Origin of the sequence: Desulfosporosinus sp. OT (assembly GCF_000224515.1) — a bacterium.
Lineage (GTDB): Bacteria > Bacillota > Desulfitobacteriia > Desulfitobacteriales > Desulfitobacteriaceae > Desulfosporosinus.
This window is the reverse complement of sequence record NZ_AGAF01000237.1, coordinates 52,809-69,193: the sequence shown is the minus strand read 5'-3', so window position 1 is coordinate 69,193 and position 16,385 is coordinate 52,809. Positions and strand designations below refer to the sequence as shown.

The 16,385-nt window shown below is 39.3% G+C and carries 17 protein-coding genes and 1 pseudogene; 3 read left to right on the top strand and 15 right to left on the bottom strand.

Features of this window, described 5'->3' with window-relative positions; all coding sequences use genetic code 11:
• From DOT_RS22535 to DOT_RS22525, 3 genes and pseudogenes are all read right to left on the bottom strand, one after another.
• Positions 1-680 (bottom strand): efflux RND transporter periplasmic adaptor subunit (locus DOT_RS22535; protein ID WP_009623832.1); only part of this gene is annotated, 680 nt, incomplete at its 3' end.
• A gap of 97 nt (positions 681-777) precedes the next feature.
• Positions 778-1,362 (bottom strand): TetR/AcrR family transcriptional regulator, encoded by a 585-nt coding sequence (locus DOT_RS22530; protein ID WP_009623831.1) that lies wholly within the window; start codon positions 1,360-1,362, stop codon positions 778-780.
• 227 nt (positions 1,363-1,589) lie between these two features.
• A pseudogene (locus tag DOT_RS22525) lies at positions 1,590-3,328 on the bottom strand (cell wall-binding repeat-containing protein).
• A 373-nt stretch (positions 3,329-3,701) separates the two neighbouring features.
• On the opposite strand from DOT_RS22525, the gene DOT_RS30770 reads away from it, so the two are divergent.
• The gene (locus tag DOT_RS30770; RefSeq protein WP_009623829.1) at positions 3,702-3,848 is read left to right on the top strand and encodes a hypothetical protein; all 147 of its coding nucleotides are present in this window, start codon (positions 3,702-3,704) and stop codon (positions 3,846-3,848) included.
• Between the two features lie 262 nt (positions 3,849-4,110).
• Here the strand turns inward: DOT_RS30770 and DOT_RS22520 are convergent, their stop codons facing one another.
• Both DOT_RS22520 and DOT_RS22515 read right to left on the bottom strand, forming a co-directional pair.
• Positions 4,111-4,623: a GNAT family N-acetyltransferase gene (locus DOT_RS22520; protein ID WP_009623828.1), complete on the bottom strand. Its 513-nt coding sequence runs from the start codon at positions 4,621-4,623 to the stop codon at positions 4,111-4,113.
• Positions 4,620-4,955, bottom strand: coding sequence for a PH domain-containing protein (locus DOT_RS22515; protein WP_242833898.1), 336 nt, complete (start codon positions 4,953-4,955; stop codon positions 4,620-4,622). Before DOT_RS22515 ends, DOT_RS22520 begins: the two co-directional genes overlap by 4 nt.
• A gap of 444 nt (positions 4,956-5,399) precedes the next feature.
• On the opposite strand from DOT_RS22515, the gene DOT_RS32120 reads away from it, so the two are divergent.
• Entirely contained in the window at positions 5,400-5,573 is a 174-nt protein-coding gene (locus DOT_RS32120) for a hypothetical protein (protein WP_242833897.1), read from the top strand.
• Positions 5,574-5,978: 405 nt separating this feature from the next.
• Here DOT_RS32120 and DOT_RS22505 read toward each other — a convergent pair whose 3' ends face one another.
• The 4 genes from DOT_RS22505 to DOT_RS22490 all read right to left on the bottom strand — a co-directional run bounded on the left by DOT_RS22505 (position 5,979) and on the right by DOT_RS22490 (position 7,658).
• Positions 5,979-6,275: a putative quinol monooxygenase gene (locus tag DOT_RS22505; protein ID WP_282433490.1), complete on the bottom strand. Its 297-nt coding sequence runs from the start codon at positions 6,273-6,275 to the stop codon at positions 5,979-5,981.
• A 210-nt stretch (positions 6,276-6,485) separates the two neighbouring features.
• Complete coding sequence (locus DOT_RS22500; protein WP_009623824.1) at positions 6,486-6,809, bottom strand: hypothetical protein; 324 nt, start codon at positions 6,807-6,809, stop codon at positions 6,486-6,488.
• 3 nt (positions 6,810-6,812) lie between these two features.
• Positions 6,813-7,241 (bottom strand): DUF3795 domain-containing protein, encoded by a 429-nt coding sequence (locus DOT_RS22495; protein ID WP_009623823.1) that lies wholly within the window; start codon positions 7,239-7,241, stop codon positions 6,813-6,815.
• 54 nt (positions 7,242-7,295) lie between these two features.
• Positions 7,296-7,658, bottom strand: coding sequence for a YccF domain-containing protein (locus DOT_RS22490; protein WP_009623822.1), 363 nt, complete (start codon positions 7,656-7,658; stop codon positions 7,296-7,298).
• A gap of 819 nt (positions 7,659-8,477) precedes the next feature.
• Between DOT_RS22490 and DOT_RS22485 the strand changes: the two genes are divergently transcribed.
• Complete coding sequence (locus DOT_RS22485) at positions 8,478-9,191, top strand: Bax inhibitor-1 family protein (protein WP_139024281.1); 714 nt, start codon at positions 8,478-8,480, stop codon at positions 9,189-9,191.
• A gap of 83 nt (positions 9,192-9,274) precedes the next feature.
• Here the strand turns inward: DOT_RS22485 and DOT_RS22480 are convergent, their stop codons facing one another.
• From DOT_RS22480 to DOT_RS22455, 6 genes are all read right to left on the bottom strand, one after another.
• Positions 9,275-10,306, bottom strand: a complete 1,032-nt coding sequence (locus tag DOT_RS22480) for an aminotransferase class I/II-fold pyridoxal phosphate-dependent enzyme (RefSeq protein WP_009623820.1) — start codon at positions 10,304-10,306, stop codon at positions 9,275-9,277.
• A gap of 523 nt (positions 10,307-10,829) precedes the next feature.
• Positions 10,830-12,233, bottom strand: a complete 1,404-nt coding sequence (locus tag DOT_RS22475; protein ID WP_040413239.1) for an FMN-binding glutamate synthase family protein — start codon at positions 12,231-12,233, stop codon at positions 10,830-10,832.
• 28 nt (positions 12,234-12,261) lie between these two features.
• Positions 12,262-13,650, bottom strand: coding sequence for a cbb3-type cytochrome c oxidase subunit I (locus DOT_RS22470; protein ID WP_009623817.1), 1,389 nt, complete (start codon positions 13,648-13,650; stop codon positions 12,262-12,264).
• Complete coding sequence (locus DOT_RS22465) at positions 13,647-14,042, bottom strand: c-type cytochrome (RefSeq protein WP_009623816.1); 396 nt, start codon at positions 14,040-14,042, stop codon at positions 13,647-13,649. Before DOT_RS22465 ends, DOT_RS22470 begins: the two co-directional genes overlap by 4 nt.
• Before the next feature lie 89 nt (positions 14,043-14,131).
• Complete coding sequence (locus DOT_RS22460) at positions 14,132-15,142, bottom strand: hypothetical protein (protein WP_009623815.1); 1,011 nt, start codon at positions 15,140-15,142, stop codon at positions 14,132-14,134.
• 340 nt (positions 15,143-15,482) lie between these two features.
• Complete coding sequence (locus tag DOT_RS22455; protein WP_009623813.1) at positions 15,483-16,370, bottom strand: hypothetical protein; 888 nt, start codon at positions 16,368-16,370, stop codon at positions 15,483-15,485.
• Between the last annotated feature and the right edge of the window lie 15 nt (positions 16,371-16,385).

Below are 16,385 nucleotides of genomic sequence, written 5' to 3'. Positions count from 1 at the left end.
GGTGTCCCTACTGCAACCACCTGACCCACTTCAACATTTACCGCCGTCACCACTCCATCACATCCAGCATGTAAAGAACAGTAATTTAATTGATCTAAATTTTGCTGATATTGTGACGATGCCAGCTTGACTGCAGCTTGAGCACTGTCAAAGTCGTTTTGACAAACATCAAAAGCTGCCTGGCCGATAGCACCGCCTTTAAGCAGCTCACGATTGCGATTAAGCGTGATTTCGGCGAGTTTCAGCTTAGAATTGGCAGTATCAAGTTGTGCAGAGGCAATATTTACGGTTTGTTCATAATCTTGCGTATCAAGAGCTAGGAGCACATCACCACTATGTACAATACTTCCAGAATCGACATTGCGTTTGATGACCTTTCCGGTTACTTGAAAGGACAGCGGAGTATCATATAATCCTTGGACATCTCCGGAATATGTATTCTTGACAGCAATTGCACCAACTTGAATTGTCGCCGTTTTCACTACCTGAACGTCTTCGCTGACTTTTGCTGTCGTTGTCCCAAAATACTTTCCTAATAGGTTAGTTTTTATCATCGAAACATCTTTACTGACTTCAACCGAATGGGTCCTAACATAATAAGTAAGCGTTCCAACAATTCCAACTAGGATCAAAATCATGACTACTCTAATTACTTTTTTTCTGAAGCTCGGTTTTTGCATATTCTCCCCATTACTCCCCTCTAAGCTTAAATTTGTTTTAGACAAAGTAAAAGTTTTTTATAATAAATAATTATTTATTTATTAATACGAAAAAAAATTAAGTAAACCCTCTGATGCAAATTTTTGTAATTCTTTTGGCTTCTTCCGGTGTAAATTTTTTCTCTTTATCAACTTCTAAACAAATTGATATATAGTTAAATGGAATTGTAAATGCTATAGCCACTACTTCTATAGGTGTAGTTTGTGGACTAAACTCTTTAGTTTTAATCCCTAAATCAATAATTTGTTTTGCCAATTCCACTAATATCTTATAATTCTCCACCTTTTCCATACTCGGCACTTTTACATCCAAAAAAACAGCAGCAGTAAATTTTGCGTTAATCGGGTGAGAATTCGCATACATAAATAAATTGTAAACCGTTTTATAGGCTGCTTCATAAACAGAGCTAGAAGTACTGATATTAAATTTAAGGTTTTCAATGATACTATCCATTTCTGTTTCGACTAGTTCCTGGACCAATTCTTCCTTACTTGAGTAATGTTTGTATAAATAGCCTGGGGACACTCCTGCTTTTTCGCTGACGGAAACAATAGACATTCCACCGTAACCATGCTCCACAAGCAGTTCCATAACTGCTATTTTGATATTTTCAAGCTTTTCAGGATCAGCTATTCTAGCCATAAAACCTCCGCTGTTAAATTAATAAATAAATTTTTATTTATTATCTTAATGCAAAATGTTTTTACTGTCAAACAAGAATTCACACACGTTTGTTTAGAACACTGTGTCCATTCATTAACCCAAGTGGATAATTCCCTAAAGCGAGGAAGGCTGTAGACATGTTCAGTTCCTAGTATAAGACAAAATAATCCATCCATAGCAATCTGATAAAATGCCAATAGAAGCTGTTAATTCTTTACCTTCCTATAAAGCTTAAAGGTTAAGGTATTTTTTCTACGAAACTACGGATTAGGAGATAAGCATCTGTACTATTTCTGAATTTAAAGTCAAGTACAGGAAAGGCTACTGTTGCATCCTGTCCAGGAGGAACATAATTTACAGGCAGGGAATGACGATGTCTTTCAAGAATTTCTAAATGGGCAAGAATTACAGCATTATAAAGAGTGGAGGAAACTTGACAAACCCCTCCTCCGAGCCCCAGGGTGAAGATGTTTCCTTCAATGATTAGCGCCTCTTTATAACCAGCTTTGACCGTTCGTTCTCCGACACTCTCATTGAAGGAGAAGCTTTCTCCGGGGGCTAATAGTTTTCCATCGAGAGCCGTTATCGCAAGCTGGATGTTCTCCGTACGATTGACCAAGGTTGGGTCAAAACGAGTAGCGTATTGAGCGATTGGTTTTGGCTCTTTGACCGTAAGACTAAGTTTGATTGTTTTGCCATATCCGTCTACGACTCCATCGTAAACACTTGACCCTATGTTGCTGGTATCCACAACCTGGGGTTTCCAATGAACAGGCACATTAATCACATCGCTATTGTAAAGCCTAGCTGGAACTGTTGCAGGTAAAGAATAGTCCTCATTTTGAGTAACCGTTGCATTTAGATCAGCTATAGAATAAATGTTAGTTTCTTTTGCTGTTCCAGAAATCAAGTCATTTGAATTTTTTATTATTTCATCGCTAACAACACCGCTGCCCCCAAAAGAAACTAAGTTTGGACTCAAATCATTGGCAAAAAGCTTGGCAAAGTAACTTGCTGTTGACTTTGGCAAGGTTGGCACGGAAGGATCAATAAATATTATGGGATCTCCATTTTTAGCTGCCACTGCACTACCTGCCAAAGCATCAGCAAAGTCGTAACCTGTGGCTAGATATACGGTTGAAGGGATTGGTGCAAAGGTCTCTGCTATGGTTACGTTCGTATCAAAACGAGATTGTCCCGTCAGTCGTTCGACAGTAGCCTGGGGTAATAAACTGCTTATTTCGGATTTTACATTATCCGAAATAACTCCTGATCCTCCTGCGAGGTATACTTTTGAAGGCATTCTTTCCATTAAAAAGTTTTTTATTTCTTGAGGCAGTCCTTCGTGAGGTGATAACAGAATTGGCCAGCCTTTATTAGCAGCAAAACTTGAGATACTTAGGGCATCAGGATATTGTTCTCCAGAAGCAATCACCACTGTAGATACCGTTAGATCATTAAGTGAACTGGCTATCTTATACGATGTATCATACCTATCTATGCCGGCGATTCTAACAATATTTTGGTATCCAAGGTTATTAAGTTTAGTCTCGAATTCTGTACTTATTATTCCAGCACCACCGATAATATAAATGGTTCCCGAGGAATCAAGATGTTGAATGACATAGTCAATTGCATCCTTAGAGCTATCGACAGATGTATCAACTAATAATACTGGTGCTTCTTTTTCATGGGCTAGAACACTTGCAGATAAAGCATCTGCAAATTCGTTTCCTGTTGAAAGGACTACGTTCTTAACCTTACCATTGCTATAATACTCAGAGATAGCTTCGGCGGTCTCATATCTTGTATGTCCGAAAAGCCTATCCGGGGCAATAATTTGAGATGAGTTAGTATCTGAAGGATTATTAATGGCAGCAAAAGCTGGTGTTCCAAAGATGCAGCTACATGAGATCAAGATTAATGTAATTGTTTTTCTGGTCATCCTATACTACTCTCCCTCAATATAGTATTTAAGATAATTATCGCATGCCGAGGAAGTAAAGCATGTCGAAAGGACAATCGTATTACTCTACTTTTAATTAATAACGATGTCCCATTTGGACGATATCGCAACTATTATCACAGAATCAAAAAATCCGTACAAGAATCGATGGAAAATGTGTAGCACTATGTTGGCAGATAGCGCTGTCTCAATGTGAATTAACCCATAAAAATAGCAACCTATTTCGCAAGGCTGCCACAATTGTTTGTTCGGATTAGTCACTCGATATTGAGAAATTATAAAAAATGCCAAACATCATTCCTGGATTTCAGGAAATACTATTAGAGCTTAATATATAAGGAGGTGTTCTTTTTTGAGCGATAAAATTATAGCTGAAAGAGAAACAGATGTGAAGGTAGTGAGTGAGTTAAGACAGCTTAAAGATGAAAATTTCCAAATGAAGGTAGTGAACCAATTAGAAGAGCTCAAAGATACGTATTACCAGAGAGATATTTGGTAAACAGGGATCTATTTGTACCGGTCGCTTATGTCAAATAGTTGACATAGCATCCCATTTGACAACTATACACTCGGCAATCTTGGATTTACAATTTTAAAATATACGAACGTTAAATCACTGTCCGGATGGCAGGCGGATGCACTGACGGCTATCCTTAAAGCCCAGACTGAGCCAACGCCAATGGTAAATTGGCCCGGGTTTATACCCGGTTTTTTTATTTTGGAGATTGAATTTGGCCGTCATATCAAATACCCTAATAACCTTATTGCTTAAACTCGTTTGCCAATTTGTGCAACTCCTCATCACATACCCTGTATACAGTCCAATCATTCATTGGGGTCGCCCCCAAATGTTTGTAAAAGTTAATTGAGGGTTCATTCCAGTCCAAACACCACCATTCTAATCTACCACATTTCCTTTCTATAGTTAATTTCGCTAGGAACGAAAGCATAATCTTGCCAATCCCTTTTCCTCTCATTTTTGGTTTCACAAATAAATCCTCCAGGTAAATACCCGGTTTCCCTAAGAAAGTTGAAAAATTGTAGAAGAACAATGCAAAACATACTGGTAGGTTTTGCATTTCACCAATTATAACCTCAGCAATTTTCCTTTCAAAGAGAGATTCTCTTAAAACCTCTTCTGTGGCAATAACTTCAGGCAACATTTTTTCATATTCAGCAAGTTCTCTTATAAACTCTAATATTAATGAAGTATCACAGGGTTGTGCAAATCTTAATTTAAAATTAGACAACTCAGTATCAATTATATTTTTCATAGTATCTCCTTTTGTTTCACACAAACTCCGTCCTCTAGTTTTGATTTCAAATCCTTAATAAATTGCTCCCTGTCTTGTTTCTTTAAATGGGATAGCAATATCTTTAGTTGCTTTGTAGAGGAACCTTGATTAAATAATATTATCAGTTTCTTATTTTTTTCATCAATTGTAGTAACATCTTTTAAAAATATTACTTCCTTTTTTAAAAGGCCATTGTTAACAATTAATTTCTCTTCATCCAAACCAAGATATGGCGTTATATAGACGTAAGCATCATAAGCGAACATCAAGGCCACTAATATCTGAAATATTGCCGCATTATTATTCTTCATCGTTAATTGAAGCAACCCGGAAAACAAAATCATTATGCCACAGAGTAAAAATAGAATTGACATAATTGCCTTACGTTTAAAGTATCTCAACGCAGATCTCCTCCCTTAAATACCAAAAAACATTTACCCAATTAGTCTACTTATGAAGCTTAGGTAAACTTCGACACAATCTGAATTTGTAACCCTCATTAAACGTCTAAAATGTAGAGCCATAAACTTTTCTGTTTCAGCATCCAATACACATCATAATTGCACCTTACCTCACCCTAAACTTTCCACATCGTTCCTCAATTTCCTCCTAGGATAGTCGCATAAACCAATAAAATCAATCTGCACCTCTGACTTCAACAACTTTCTTCCAAAAACACCAGACGTTTTACATAATCAAAATTATTACACATATTATATTGACCGAAAGCAGGTTGGAGGGGATGAATAGTTCCAATGAAAAAAGACAGATTTGTTGCAGGAGGTATCGCAGGATTTGGGGCAAGCATTACTTGTGATAGTATCGGAATTCTCTATAAGTCACTGGGCTGGACTGATAGAGCTTTTAACGATACGCAACAGTTTTACTTACGTATCAAATTTACTCTAAGCAAGGGATTTTCGGTTTAATTATCTCAATGATCAGCCATTCAGCAGTGTGTGTGATCTTTGGTGTAATCTTTGCTCATCTAATAATGTTTACGTCGAGCAATTATTTATATCTTAAGGGATTAGGCTATAGTTTAGTAATTTGGTTATTACTCAATGCATTTGGAACAATACTTGATCTGCCTCTATTTAGAAAAATGCCCCTTAACGTAGCATACTCAACGCTTTCTACTGCCCTAATATATGGATTCATGACGTCACTGATTTTAAAGATTATCGATAAGAAAATGCATTTACTATAATAATCAGGACTTGCTCAAACAATATCTTACCTCACAAATTGGAAAAAGCCGTTCCGCCTATGCGAATCGGCATCAATTTTAAATCCATGTCTCAACGAACCTCAGCATAAGCTGCTGTGACCTATTAAACTTCTTTAAGAAATTTAACCTGAATCTTACCCTCCAGCAGATTTGCAAATTTCTTGGCAGCCTCTTGAAAATATGCTGACTCTTCATGGGCTTTAAAGGCCTGTTCATCTTTATACTTTTCGAAAAGGACTACTTCAGCTGGATCATTCTTGGCTACATGAGGTATGTACATCAAACAGTCCTTTTCCGAAGAAAGAACTTTCTCTGCCAATTGAGTACAAATCATGGCCAATTCTCCCTCTTTGCCAGGTTTTGCTTTTAAGGTTGCCAGTAAGGTAAATATCGCAAACAACTCCTTTTTTACTTAGAATGCTTGTATTCAGTCACTTAAAGCTTATAAGTATTATCTTCAATAATATCTTTAATAATTCAACACGCAAGCTAATCTCTCGCTACTTCAGCATAAGCATCATAATTGGCCTTTTTTGTAATACCTGCACTAACAAGTCAGTCAACTACTCTCGCTGGATGACTTGCTAAAAACGGTTAGAGGAAATGAAGGCTATTTTCTTCCAAATAGGACTACAAAATTAAAGTATTTGTAAACACAATCGACATCTAAGAAACCAATGTCTTTTAGCCAGCTTATCTGATCGTCTAGTAAAGCCATTTTATCTAGTTTTGCCCTTTCATAAGCCGAAGATATTTCTTCTTTATACAAACCGCTGGTCTCTACTTTATTCTTCCAATCTCTTGTGTATAAAAATTCAATAAAGGGAGTACTTCCGAGAACTTGATCAGCATTAATAAATACACCCTTTTTATTTAAGCTTAAATAGATATCATGATATAACCGCTTTTTCTCCTCTTCTGTTAAACACCTCATTCGTTATTCTTTACAATTTACACATTTTGTCATATACCACGAATATTTTGTATTACATTTACATTTCCATTTTTCTTGTTGCACTTCTAGCCACTTTTCTTCACCTATGTCCTTTAATAAGATTAAGTTTTCTATAGATTTGGCATGATGCGGTTTACCATCGCTAGTAAAATTCATTAGTTTTACACATGGAAAATCATCACATAAGCTACAGTATTCTATTTTCTTATCTCGTGCGCAAGTTCGAATATCACAGTCTCCACATTGGTTTTCCAATCGGCATCCAGGACAAAATTCGGGTGGTGTATTTTTAAAATTATCATATATTGAGGGCATAGAGATAATATGCTCCATGTTATTTTCTTCGAAACCAACTTTAAAACTGCACGCACCACAATAAAGACCACAATAAGCAATCAATTCATTTGACATAAGAATGTTCCTCCATTTTGATCATTTGCACAAAGTTCATTTGGCTTCTTAAGGTTAATATATCCTCGCCCCAAATGGCATAAGACCAAGTTGCGCAAATTTTAAATGCTGAACTCCAAATGGAATGCCAATTATCGTTAAACAGAAAATTGCTCCAATCACGAGATGTGCTATGGCAAACCCCCATCCAAATAGGACAAGCCAAATTATATTCAAAAAAAATCCCCCTGCGCCAAAATGACCGAGTTCAATTTCCTTTCCAAAAGGCCACAATACGAAGCTTGCAATCTTAAAACATTGAACACCAAACGGAATACCAATAACCGTTACGCACAAAATTAGACCTGCAATCAACCATGCAATCGATGCGATAAGACCGCCAAATAGCAGCCAAATGATATTACCAATAAAATTCATTCTCTTCCTCCAAGTGCCAAGCTGCCACCCATCCCAGAGATCTACTTTCTAGACTTTTTAATATCCCTACAATATTATTTATTTTATATAATAGCAATATGTACTAATCACTCCATTCATTTGTAATCGGTGTATGAACAGGGCTTATTTAACCATTCTACTTTCAAGCCTCGTTCAGATATATACATGCCTGTGAGAATTAAGAAACCACCGCCACTGGCAAACTGGTAAAATTTTTTATTTAGTACAAGAACTGAAGTGACGTTTTTTCCTTTCCATTTTGTGTCAGATCGAAAGGACACGAATATCATGTAATATACTGGAAAAGGGGGATATGCCGATGTTAATATTTGGCGCTGGTATCGCTATCGTAGTTGTTGCTATTCTTACGCTAATAGCGATGGGTCTTGTGTTCTAATCCGATGCTTACTACTATCCAGAACACTCGGCATACCGCCTACATAGGCAAAGCGGGTGTTCGTTCATGTTCCAAGCCTGGCTTATCTCCATCTCAAGGACATTAATAAGCTAGGATGGCCAATATCAATAAAGAAAAATGCCTGTCTATCAATTAGCTGATAGGCGTTTTTTTAGTACTATTACAACATATCTTTAAGTCTGAGATTACAAGTCGTACTATGTCCTAATGTAATGTTCAAAGGTAATGCAATATATCATCGCCAATTTGAAACATGCTTGTGATCAATATCTTAAGGTTTTGTGAAATCTACTATATCCGTTAGAAAAGTTAGTTTAGTAATGCTAATATAGGAGTATAGAAAACTCATGTTAAATCTAGATAAGCGAGGTGTAAAGAGCATGCCGCCTTTTGAGCATTCGTCCCGTTATTATCACAGCCCTTACGTAATCGATGTAAAACAGGTTAAAACGGTCTCCTTGTCTCAGGTAATGGGTCTTTTATCTTTCATGTTCCTGTCCATGGCTGCCGGATCTTTCCTAGTGCCTCAGCAATATTTTATGCCAGCTGTCATTTTGGAATTTGTTTTGCTGTTTGTTATTCCCAGAATTAACCGACAGGCTGCAGCACGCGGAAATGACCCTGCTACAGGATTAGCAGGAGGACTTGCCCTAGTTTTTGCGACTTGTGCCGGAGTTGTGCTTGGGCCGATAGTTCAATCCTTGGCAGCCACTTCTGAAGGGCTTGCTGTTCTCGGTCAAGCTTCGTTAGTGACATTTATTGTCTTTGCCGCCTTTGGCGCATACGGCCTTATGACAAAGCGTAATTTGAGCAGTATGGCAAAAGTGCTCTTCATCGGCTTATTAGTTCTGATAGGAATAACGATTCTCTCGATGTTTTTCAGCAGCTTTTTCAGCCCGTTCGGATTGCTGATTGGCTTAGGTGGGGCTGTTCTATTTTCTCTGATGACAGCATTAGATTTTCAGCGCGCGAAATATAGCACCGCAGACAATGCAGTTTTAGTCACCTTGAGTATTTTCTTGGATTTTGTCAATCTGTTTACTTTCATCCTTAATATCTTTTTGATAGTTGGTGGCGGTGGTCGTAAACGTTAGTAAGAGTTAAATAATTACTGGAGAATATTATGGAAATTAACCCACGTTACTGTCTGCCAAAGATAGCAACGTGGGTTAATTATTCATATCTTGAGTGCTTTCTTCATGTCCTCGATAAACGCTAATACTGCCTCCTCTTTAGTCGCCCAGGAGGTAACAAGTCGAATTGCTGAGTTATCAGCATCAACCTTTGACCAAACATAAAACGAATAGTTCCTCTGAAGCTCCGAGATCAATCGATCGGGTAATATCGGAAATAGCTGGTTTGATGGCGAGTCCACTAAGAACTTAAAGCCAGCTTTATCGATTGCATCCCTGAGCAAACCCGCCATCTTATTAGCATGCTTTGCCAGGTCAAAATACAGATTATCTCTGAAAAGCTCAACAAACTGTATGCCTAGGAGTCTTCCTTTTGCGAGGAGTGCTCCTTTTTGTTTCATATGGAAGCGAAAATCTTCCTTGAGTTGGTCTGTACAGATCACAAGGGCTTCACCTAGGAGTGCTCCATTCTTGGTTCCCCCGATATAGAAAGCATCAACAAGTGTTCCCAGATCGGAAAGTTTCAAGTTATTCTCTTCTGAACACAAAGCTGAACCCAACCTTGCACCGTCCATGAACAAAAACAGATTGTTATCCTTGCAGAAACTGCTAATCTGTTCAAGTTCATCCTTCTGATATATTGTGCCTATTTCCGTCGGATTTGAAATATAAACCAACTTAGGTTTCACCATATGCTCATCAGTATGTGAATCGAGTACAGTCTTGATGTGCAAATAGTCCAGTTTCCCATCACTGACTTCGATGGATATAATTTTATGCCCTGTAGCTTCTATAGCACCTGTCTCATGCACCAGTATATGACCTGTGTTGGCTGCAATTACGGCTTCGTGAGGTCTTAGGAATGCTGAAATGGCGATAAGATTTGTTTGCGTACCACCTGTGAGCAGGTGAATATCGATGTCGTTCCTCCCGATTCTTTGCTTTAACATTTCGACCGCTTTTTGTGTATAACTATCCTCTCCATAGCCATCGATCTGCTCAAAGTTTGTTCCAGTCAAGGCGTTTAATATTCTAGGATGTGCTCCTTCACTGTAGTCGTTCTTAAAACTGTACATTTGTTAAGACTCCCTCTTGTTTTAAATGTTTTATTACAAATAAGCAATTAATCCTTGTGCTTAAATGGTACAACAAAGTGATGAACAAACTTTTACCTTTCTCGATTATAAAATGAAATTAGGTCCAGAGAAGGTTAACCCAACCAGTCATAGATGTCGGCATAAAGAACATTTTAAAGGCCTACCCCTAACAAGTAAAGCGGATACGTTATGAGTTACCTCTTGTCATCAGACTACCCAACGTAGTAAGAAACTCCTCGTTACCTTTGTTATCAAGGAATGCCCTTTTGGGAATGATGTAGTGTCGCTGTCACGGTAGAGATAATAAATAATAATATCATTTCCTGTTGATTTAATGTACTTTCCTGAGATAATATCTCAAATAAATGTCATCATTAAGGTTCCCTTTGCCAACAGGATCAAGCATGATTATTAATATTCCGTCCATGTAAATAACAAAACCAGACAATAGGTGACATATTCATTTTTACAAATGATCTAAGTGTGGTAGAACGGTTCTAGGCTAGTAGATTCGTTTCACTCCTGTCACTTCAGTAGTCAAAGCATCCAAGGCAACAAGGTCTTCGGCTGAAAGATCTTTCAGTGATGCCTTCCCGAGGGCACGCATTCCTTCTTCCATTTCTAAAACCATGGCTGTTATCGTATTGACAACACTCGTGGCAGCTTGATTGATATCAAGTTTACTATTGGCAGGAGAGTCGTAAAAGACCAAGGTCGTAGGAGGTTCCCACGGTATAACTTTGTTAACCTGATTATGGGTTAAGGCAAGAAGAGGCACTGTGGCCATATAAATAGCATCCGCCCCTAAAGCAATAGCCTTGAGACACTCCCCAGGAGTAAAATATCCCCCTGCCACGATCAAACTTACTCGGTCACGTACCCCCTGTTTGTTTAAAAAGCGCACGGCGCGAATCAAAGCGAAGAGGCTTGGGATGCCAAAATCGTCTTGTTTAATCGGAGTTGTCGCGTGAGAGCCGCCTTGTGCACCATCTATAATGACAGCATCAAAACCTAATTGGAGCGCGGCTGCCAAGTCATCCTCGAGATACCCGGTTGCCATAAGTTTTAAGGCAATAGGAATACCGTTTGACCTTTTACGGAGACTTTTCATGAAACCCGGCCAATCGCTTTGTTTTTGGATACCAGGAGGTGCCGGAAAAGATATTGCCGATTCATCAGGGGCTAATCCTGAAAGCTCTTGTGCTCGACCTTGAAATTCTAGGGCCTCGATACTGACTGCACCCATATCGGCACCTTGCCCCATTTGAACTTCTAACATATCCGCGGAGTCAATTTGCTCCTGAGTTCTTGCCCCCCATGCCCAGCGTGAAATTTGCAAGGTGTATTTTCCAGCTTCCATACGTTCTTCAGGCAAAAAGGGGCCTTCCCCTGAACATGTGCTTGTTTGCAGAGTCTTTGCTGCTCTAGCCAGAGCCCTCTTTGCTTCCTCGCTAAGAGCAATTCCATAGGCCATGGCACCAATCATAATGGGAATATTGATAACCAGCGGCTTGTTAGCTTTCGGACCAATCGTCACTTGCATGTTCATCGCGACACTTTCAGGCAAAGAAAGCCTCGTCATTAAGTGAGGTGCAAACATGAGGTTGTCGAACCCGGGAAAATGCTTAGGGGAGCCGAGAGGTCGGGTAATGATTTTTCCATTTTGTGCCCGAAAACCGAGTTCTAGAATGTTTAAAACGGAAATGCGTTTTCCCGCTGGCCACACTTCCATAAGATTCTGAGTGTATTTGTCCGAAAGTAGTCTGTCGATAAAATCACTAATCTGCTGCCCGATAAGAAAACGCAAAACTGGTTTTATAAAAAGTATTAGTACTATGAACAACTGAAGGGCTAGCAATGCTGTTAATAGCAACAACCAGAACGAACTCGTTATCGTAATTTGCATAGGTTGACCTCTTAAGCTTCATAGTTTACTACTTTTTATACTTCGTCGTTTGCCAAGCCTTAAAGATACGCCAAGACAGCAGAAGGTTGCCGAGAGTAAACATCGCCCCCCCCAATACTCGCATAATTAAATAAGGGTTAATAAGCAACCGCACTTCCATAAAATCCATACCTAAGATTCGCCAAAAATAAGTCTCCATGAAACCAGCAACCAGTAGAGCAGAGGCCATGGTGATCAGCCCTCCATTAAGCAAACATACAGCCAGGACTCCCCTCTTATAGCCTTTGAGTGTGGGTTCACTCCCTCGACTCAGAATGTAATAACACCCAGCTAAAACTACAAAACCAAGGCTGCCAAATAAGGCCAAATGGGCATGACCGGATGTAACATATGTTCCGTGCATATACAGATTGACCCAAGGTATGGTAATGAATAGTCCTAATAAGGAGGCGCCTGTTAGATGATAAAAAACACTGCTCAGCAGCAACCATAAGGTTAGTTTCTCTCTATTACTCCTAACTTTAACGGATTTTAAACCTTTATAGGTCATAATAGCTAGCATTCCTACGGGAATGACTTCTACTACGCTAACCAACGAACCAACGGCTAACCAGACAGCGGGAAAACCAATCCAATAATAATGATGTCCGGTTCCATAAAAGCCTCCAACCACCGCCATACTGGCCTCCAGATAGAGCCATTTTTCAACTTGAGCACGCGGAGCTAAACCAGAAACAACGTAAAACGTGGCAATGAAACCAGCCGATGTTAGTTCAAAGGCCATTTCCTCCCAGAGGTGAACGACCCAGAACTTGGTTACCTCATCGGTGATCGGATTTCTATAGGTTATGGTGTTCGGAAGCAATAGTAAAAACAAAAAGATGATTCCCACCGTCATTGTCGCCGAGGCCGGTGTTATATTCCTCTTGTCCGTCAGCAAAGTTCGGATGAGGTTATAGGAGGCTAGGGCCAATGCTAAACAGATGCCAACATAAAAGATGGGCATCCCTTCAAGAAATTCTCGACCATTACCAATCCGCAGAGCTAGGGTTCCAAAGATAGATACACTAAATAACATAACAATCCAATACTGCCAACGAGCCAGACGGGGAGAATAGATCTCCCGATTAAGTTCTGCAGTGGTAAAGAAGAACACCATTCCCATGGTGCCAATGAGGGGCCATAAGTCGGCCAAACCCAGATGGATCGCTCTTCCAAATTCAAACGGGATCGGTGAAGGTAAATCGGGTATCACTAAATCCAATGACCCTAGCAAAGCCACTACGCTTTGCAGCGCAAAAAAGCTTACAGCCGAGAAACAATACCTACGGCTAATTTTTTGGGCAATAAATTGCTGTTTTCGAGCAATAGATTTATCACCTTTACCTCTAAAGGAAAACCATTTTAACAGTTTCATGAGTCCTTCTCCGCCTTCTCTCGCTGGGGAGGCCACCCTAAAGTCGGTATGGTTTGCACAAACTCTAGGTAGTGCACTAAATTCACTGCATCCATCTCATTGAGAGCCGGATGATGGGCCAATTTATTGGGACGCATCACTGGCGGCTGGACAAGGTAGTTAATGAGGTATGCCGGAGTCTCCTTCGTTGCAACATGCGTTAAATCGTCCCCGACATACCCACCGTTTCCGAATAGGGTGTGGCAGCTCACACAATTATGTCTTTGCCAGACGAGTTTGCCTGCTAAGGCCTGTTCCGTCATTGGAAACGGAAGCCTTGCCGATATCAAGGTAACCCCGACAAATAATCCAAAGGATAAGATGCTTAATATCAAGAAAGTGCGCAGCTTCATGAGATTACCTTCCGATTCTGCCAAATATAGTTATTGTAGTGTTTGCCAAGATTATATAATTATACAAACTATTCATGAAGAGTTTATATCTAGCGTGTTCGTAGATTTTTGGATACTTCTCGCAATAAGCTAAATGAGCGCTCAATACTCGCTGTTCCGTCTCCATTAATTAGACAACAACGGGACGGGGCTAGCCATGATCTGTCAAATAGTAGTGCGTCATCCAATCCCTGCTGATTAAGAAACTTCCATAATTGGAGCAGACGATCCGTTAGTGAGTCGGCAGTCTCCGAACATAATTCGCTAGTCAATGTCGGAATGATTCCCCAGGATATAATTCCCCCGCTTCGCAAAAACTCCTTAACCTCATCAACGTAACGTACCAAGATGTGTCCCCAACTGAAAGCATCTACTGAGAGGATATCAAGCTTTGCTTTTAGAAGAAAAGACCAATCAGGATTACCACATAAATGAACCCCTTTAGGGCCCGGTAGCTTAGATAAGAATGTCCGATATTCAACTAAAGCTACTTCATAGGTGTAGGCACTCAACGAGTTAAAAATCATTTCTAATCCCGGTTCATCCAACCAAACAAAGGGGTTAGGATGAACTCGTTGTAATTGGTTATATTGCCACGTTATCTTTTGATGAAGAAACTCATATAAAATCTCCCGCACGAAATCATTGTAAATCATTGGTTTAAGTTCTTCATCACATATTTTGAGACCGAAACTGATAGGACCAACAGTCTGCCCATGAATCATCGGGTATGAGGAAAGGTCTGTCGACAAAAAACCATTAAACGCTGCAGACGAGTCTCTGTCCAAGGCAAAATACTCTGGAGTGACACCTTGCTCCAGATATTCATCAAGTTCCTGTGCAAATCGTTGGCTGGAGAAAGAAAGCCTTTTGTTAGCTTCGTCTATACTCATTCCTGGAAAATGTTCCGCAAATTGAGCATACATATCTTCTTTGAATCGAAAGTGAGGTAATTGAGGCCAAAAAGGAATATCTAAACTAAGCGCCAACTTCTGTGCATCTTCTAAATTTGTATGTGGTAAAATCCCCATAGCTGTTGTCAACGCTTGACCTAATAACATAATTTCTACCTCTTTTCGTATATTTCAGTAAATTCTGAAATTTTTATTCTTACATATTATTATATCGGTCGCGCTTTAACCGTATAGTGAGTAAAATCACATATTCTTAACATTTTACGGATTAATGAATAAACAACATGAAATAAAGAGATAACCAGTAAAAACAGGTTATCTCTTTATTTCTCTTTAAAATCTTTTGATTCAATTCATAACCCTCGATTTCAACTTGTTTTAATTTTGGGAAAATAACGTTAGTTGCTCCAATATGCTGCATGTGTTTCAGCGAGCACACATCTTAAAAATTATGTTTTTTGCAAAGATGCGATTACATTTTTTGAGTTTAACTTTTAGGACTCTCAGTTCTATTGGGGACCTCGCTTAAAGGATCTAAAAAGACCAACACTCCCCAAATCCCTAAATCAGAAAATAAGAGGGGTACTAGGCCGGGAGCCTGGTAAAATATTCTTGACCATGAGATGTTCCCCCGCCCAGCTAGATCAGCACTCAGATGAAAAGCGAATCCTAATAAGCCCACAATAAAGCTAAGCATCATTGTTGTTCCCAGTAGAATCGATAGTCCATGTTCCGGATGACTATAAGCCTGTAAAAGCAGGATTACTGCGGCGAAGATTCCCATATAGACGGGAATCCACGTATAGTTATTGGTAAACCCTGTTCGAGCATGATCAAAATAAGCAACCATAGCGGTAGCAAGAAACCAAAATGATGTTGCCAGTAGTAGCCAACGGGTTTTTTGAGTCAGGTTATACCTTCTTGAATTAGGATGATCATCTAAAGTCGTTAATAACCCGATACTTCCTAAGGCCACAAAAGCCAAGGGTGCAAAGACAGGATTTCCGCTGGTTAAACCAGAAAAGGATACTGCATCTCCAGCTGAAGCACCTTGGAGATGAAACCCGAATCCCAAGATCCCTATAATAACGCCGATCGCATTAGTAACAAAGTTAAAGAACTTTGTCATACCGGGTTTAGGTTTTACGAACAATAGAATGGCTGAAAGTGCTGCAATGGGGGAAAAAATGACCGGAATCCATTCATAAACCGGGAAAAAACGGTTTAGAGCGTGGGCGATAAAGACATCTAAAAAAACAATAAGATAATTAATACTAAGATAGAGAAGAATGATTCGTGTTTTATCCATAGGTAACTTTATGGGCTTTTGAGTTAACCACTGATAGGAAAAACGCCTCGCAATTGAGGATTTCATAAAAGACTCTCCTTT

Excerpts from the sequence above, each read along its gene's own strand:
- DOT_RS22530 (WP_009623831.1), bottom strand. The coding sequence starts at position 1,362 with ATGGCTAGAATAGCTGATCCTGAAAAGCTTGAAAATATCAAAATAGCA.
- DOT_RS22520 (WP_009623828.1), bottom strand. The coding sequence starts at position 4,623 with ATGAAAAATATAATTGATACTGAGTTGTCTAATTTTAAATTAAGATTT.
- DOT_RS22515 (WP_242833898.1), bottom strand. The coding sequence starts at position 4,955 with ATGAAGAATAATAATGCGGCAATATTTCAGATATTAGTGGCCTTGATG.
- DOT_RS32120 (WP_242833897.1), top strand. The coding sequence starts at position 5,400 with ATGAAAAAAGACAGATTTGTTGCAGGAGGTATCGCAGGATTTGGGGCA.
- DOT_RS22500 (WP_009623824.1), bottom strand. The coding sequence starts at position 6,809 with ATGAGGTGTTTAACAGAAGAGGAGAAAAAGCGGTTATATCATGATATC.
- DOT_RS22495 (WP_009623823.1), bottom strand. The coding sequence starts at position 7,241 with ATGTCAAATGAATTGATTGCTTATTGTGGTCTTTATTGTGGTGCGTGC.
- DOT_RS22490 (WP_009623822.1), bottom strand. The coding sequence starts at position 7,658 with ATGAATTTTATTGGTAATATCATTTGGCTGCTATTTGGCGGTCTTATC.
- DOT_RS22485 (WP_139024281.1), top strand. The coding sequence starts at position 8,478 with ATGCCGCCTTTTGAGCATTCGTCCCGTTATTATCACAGCCCTTACGTA.
- DOT_RS22480 (WP_009623820.1), bottom strand. The coding sequence starts at position 10,306 with ATGTACAGTTTTAAGAACGACTACAGTGAAGGAGCACATCCTAGAATA.
- DOT_RS22475 (WP_040413239.1), bottom strand. The coding sequence starts at position 12,233 with ATGCAAATTACGATAACGAGTTCGTTCTGGTTGTTGCTATTAACAGCA.
- DOT_RS22470 (WP_009623817.1), bottom strand. The coding sequence starts at position 13,650 with ATGAAACTGTTAAAATGGTTTTCCTTTAGAGGTAAAGGTGATAAATCT.
- DOT_RS22465 (WP_009623816.1), bottom strand. The coding sequence starts at position 14,042 with ATGAAGCTGCGCACTTTCTTGATATTAAGCATCTTATCCTTTGGATTA.
- DOT_RS22460 (WP_009623815.1), bottom strand. The coding sequence starts at position 15,142 with ATGTTATTAGGTCAAGCGTTGACAACAGCTATGGGGATTTTACCACAT.
- DOT_RS22455 (WP_009623813.1), bottom strand. The coding sequence starts at position 16,370 with ATGAAATCCTCAATTGCGAGGCGTTTTTCCTATCAGTGGTTAACTCAA.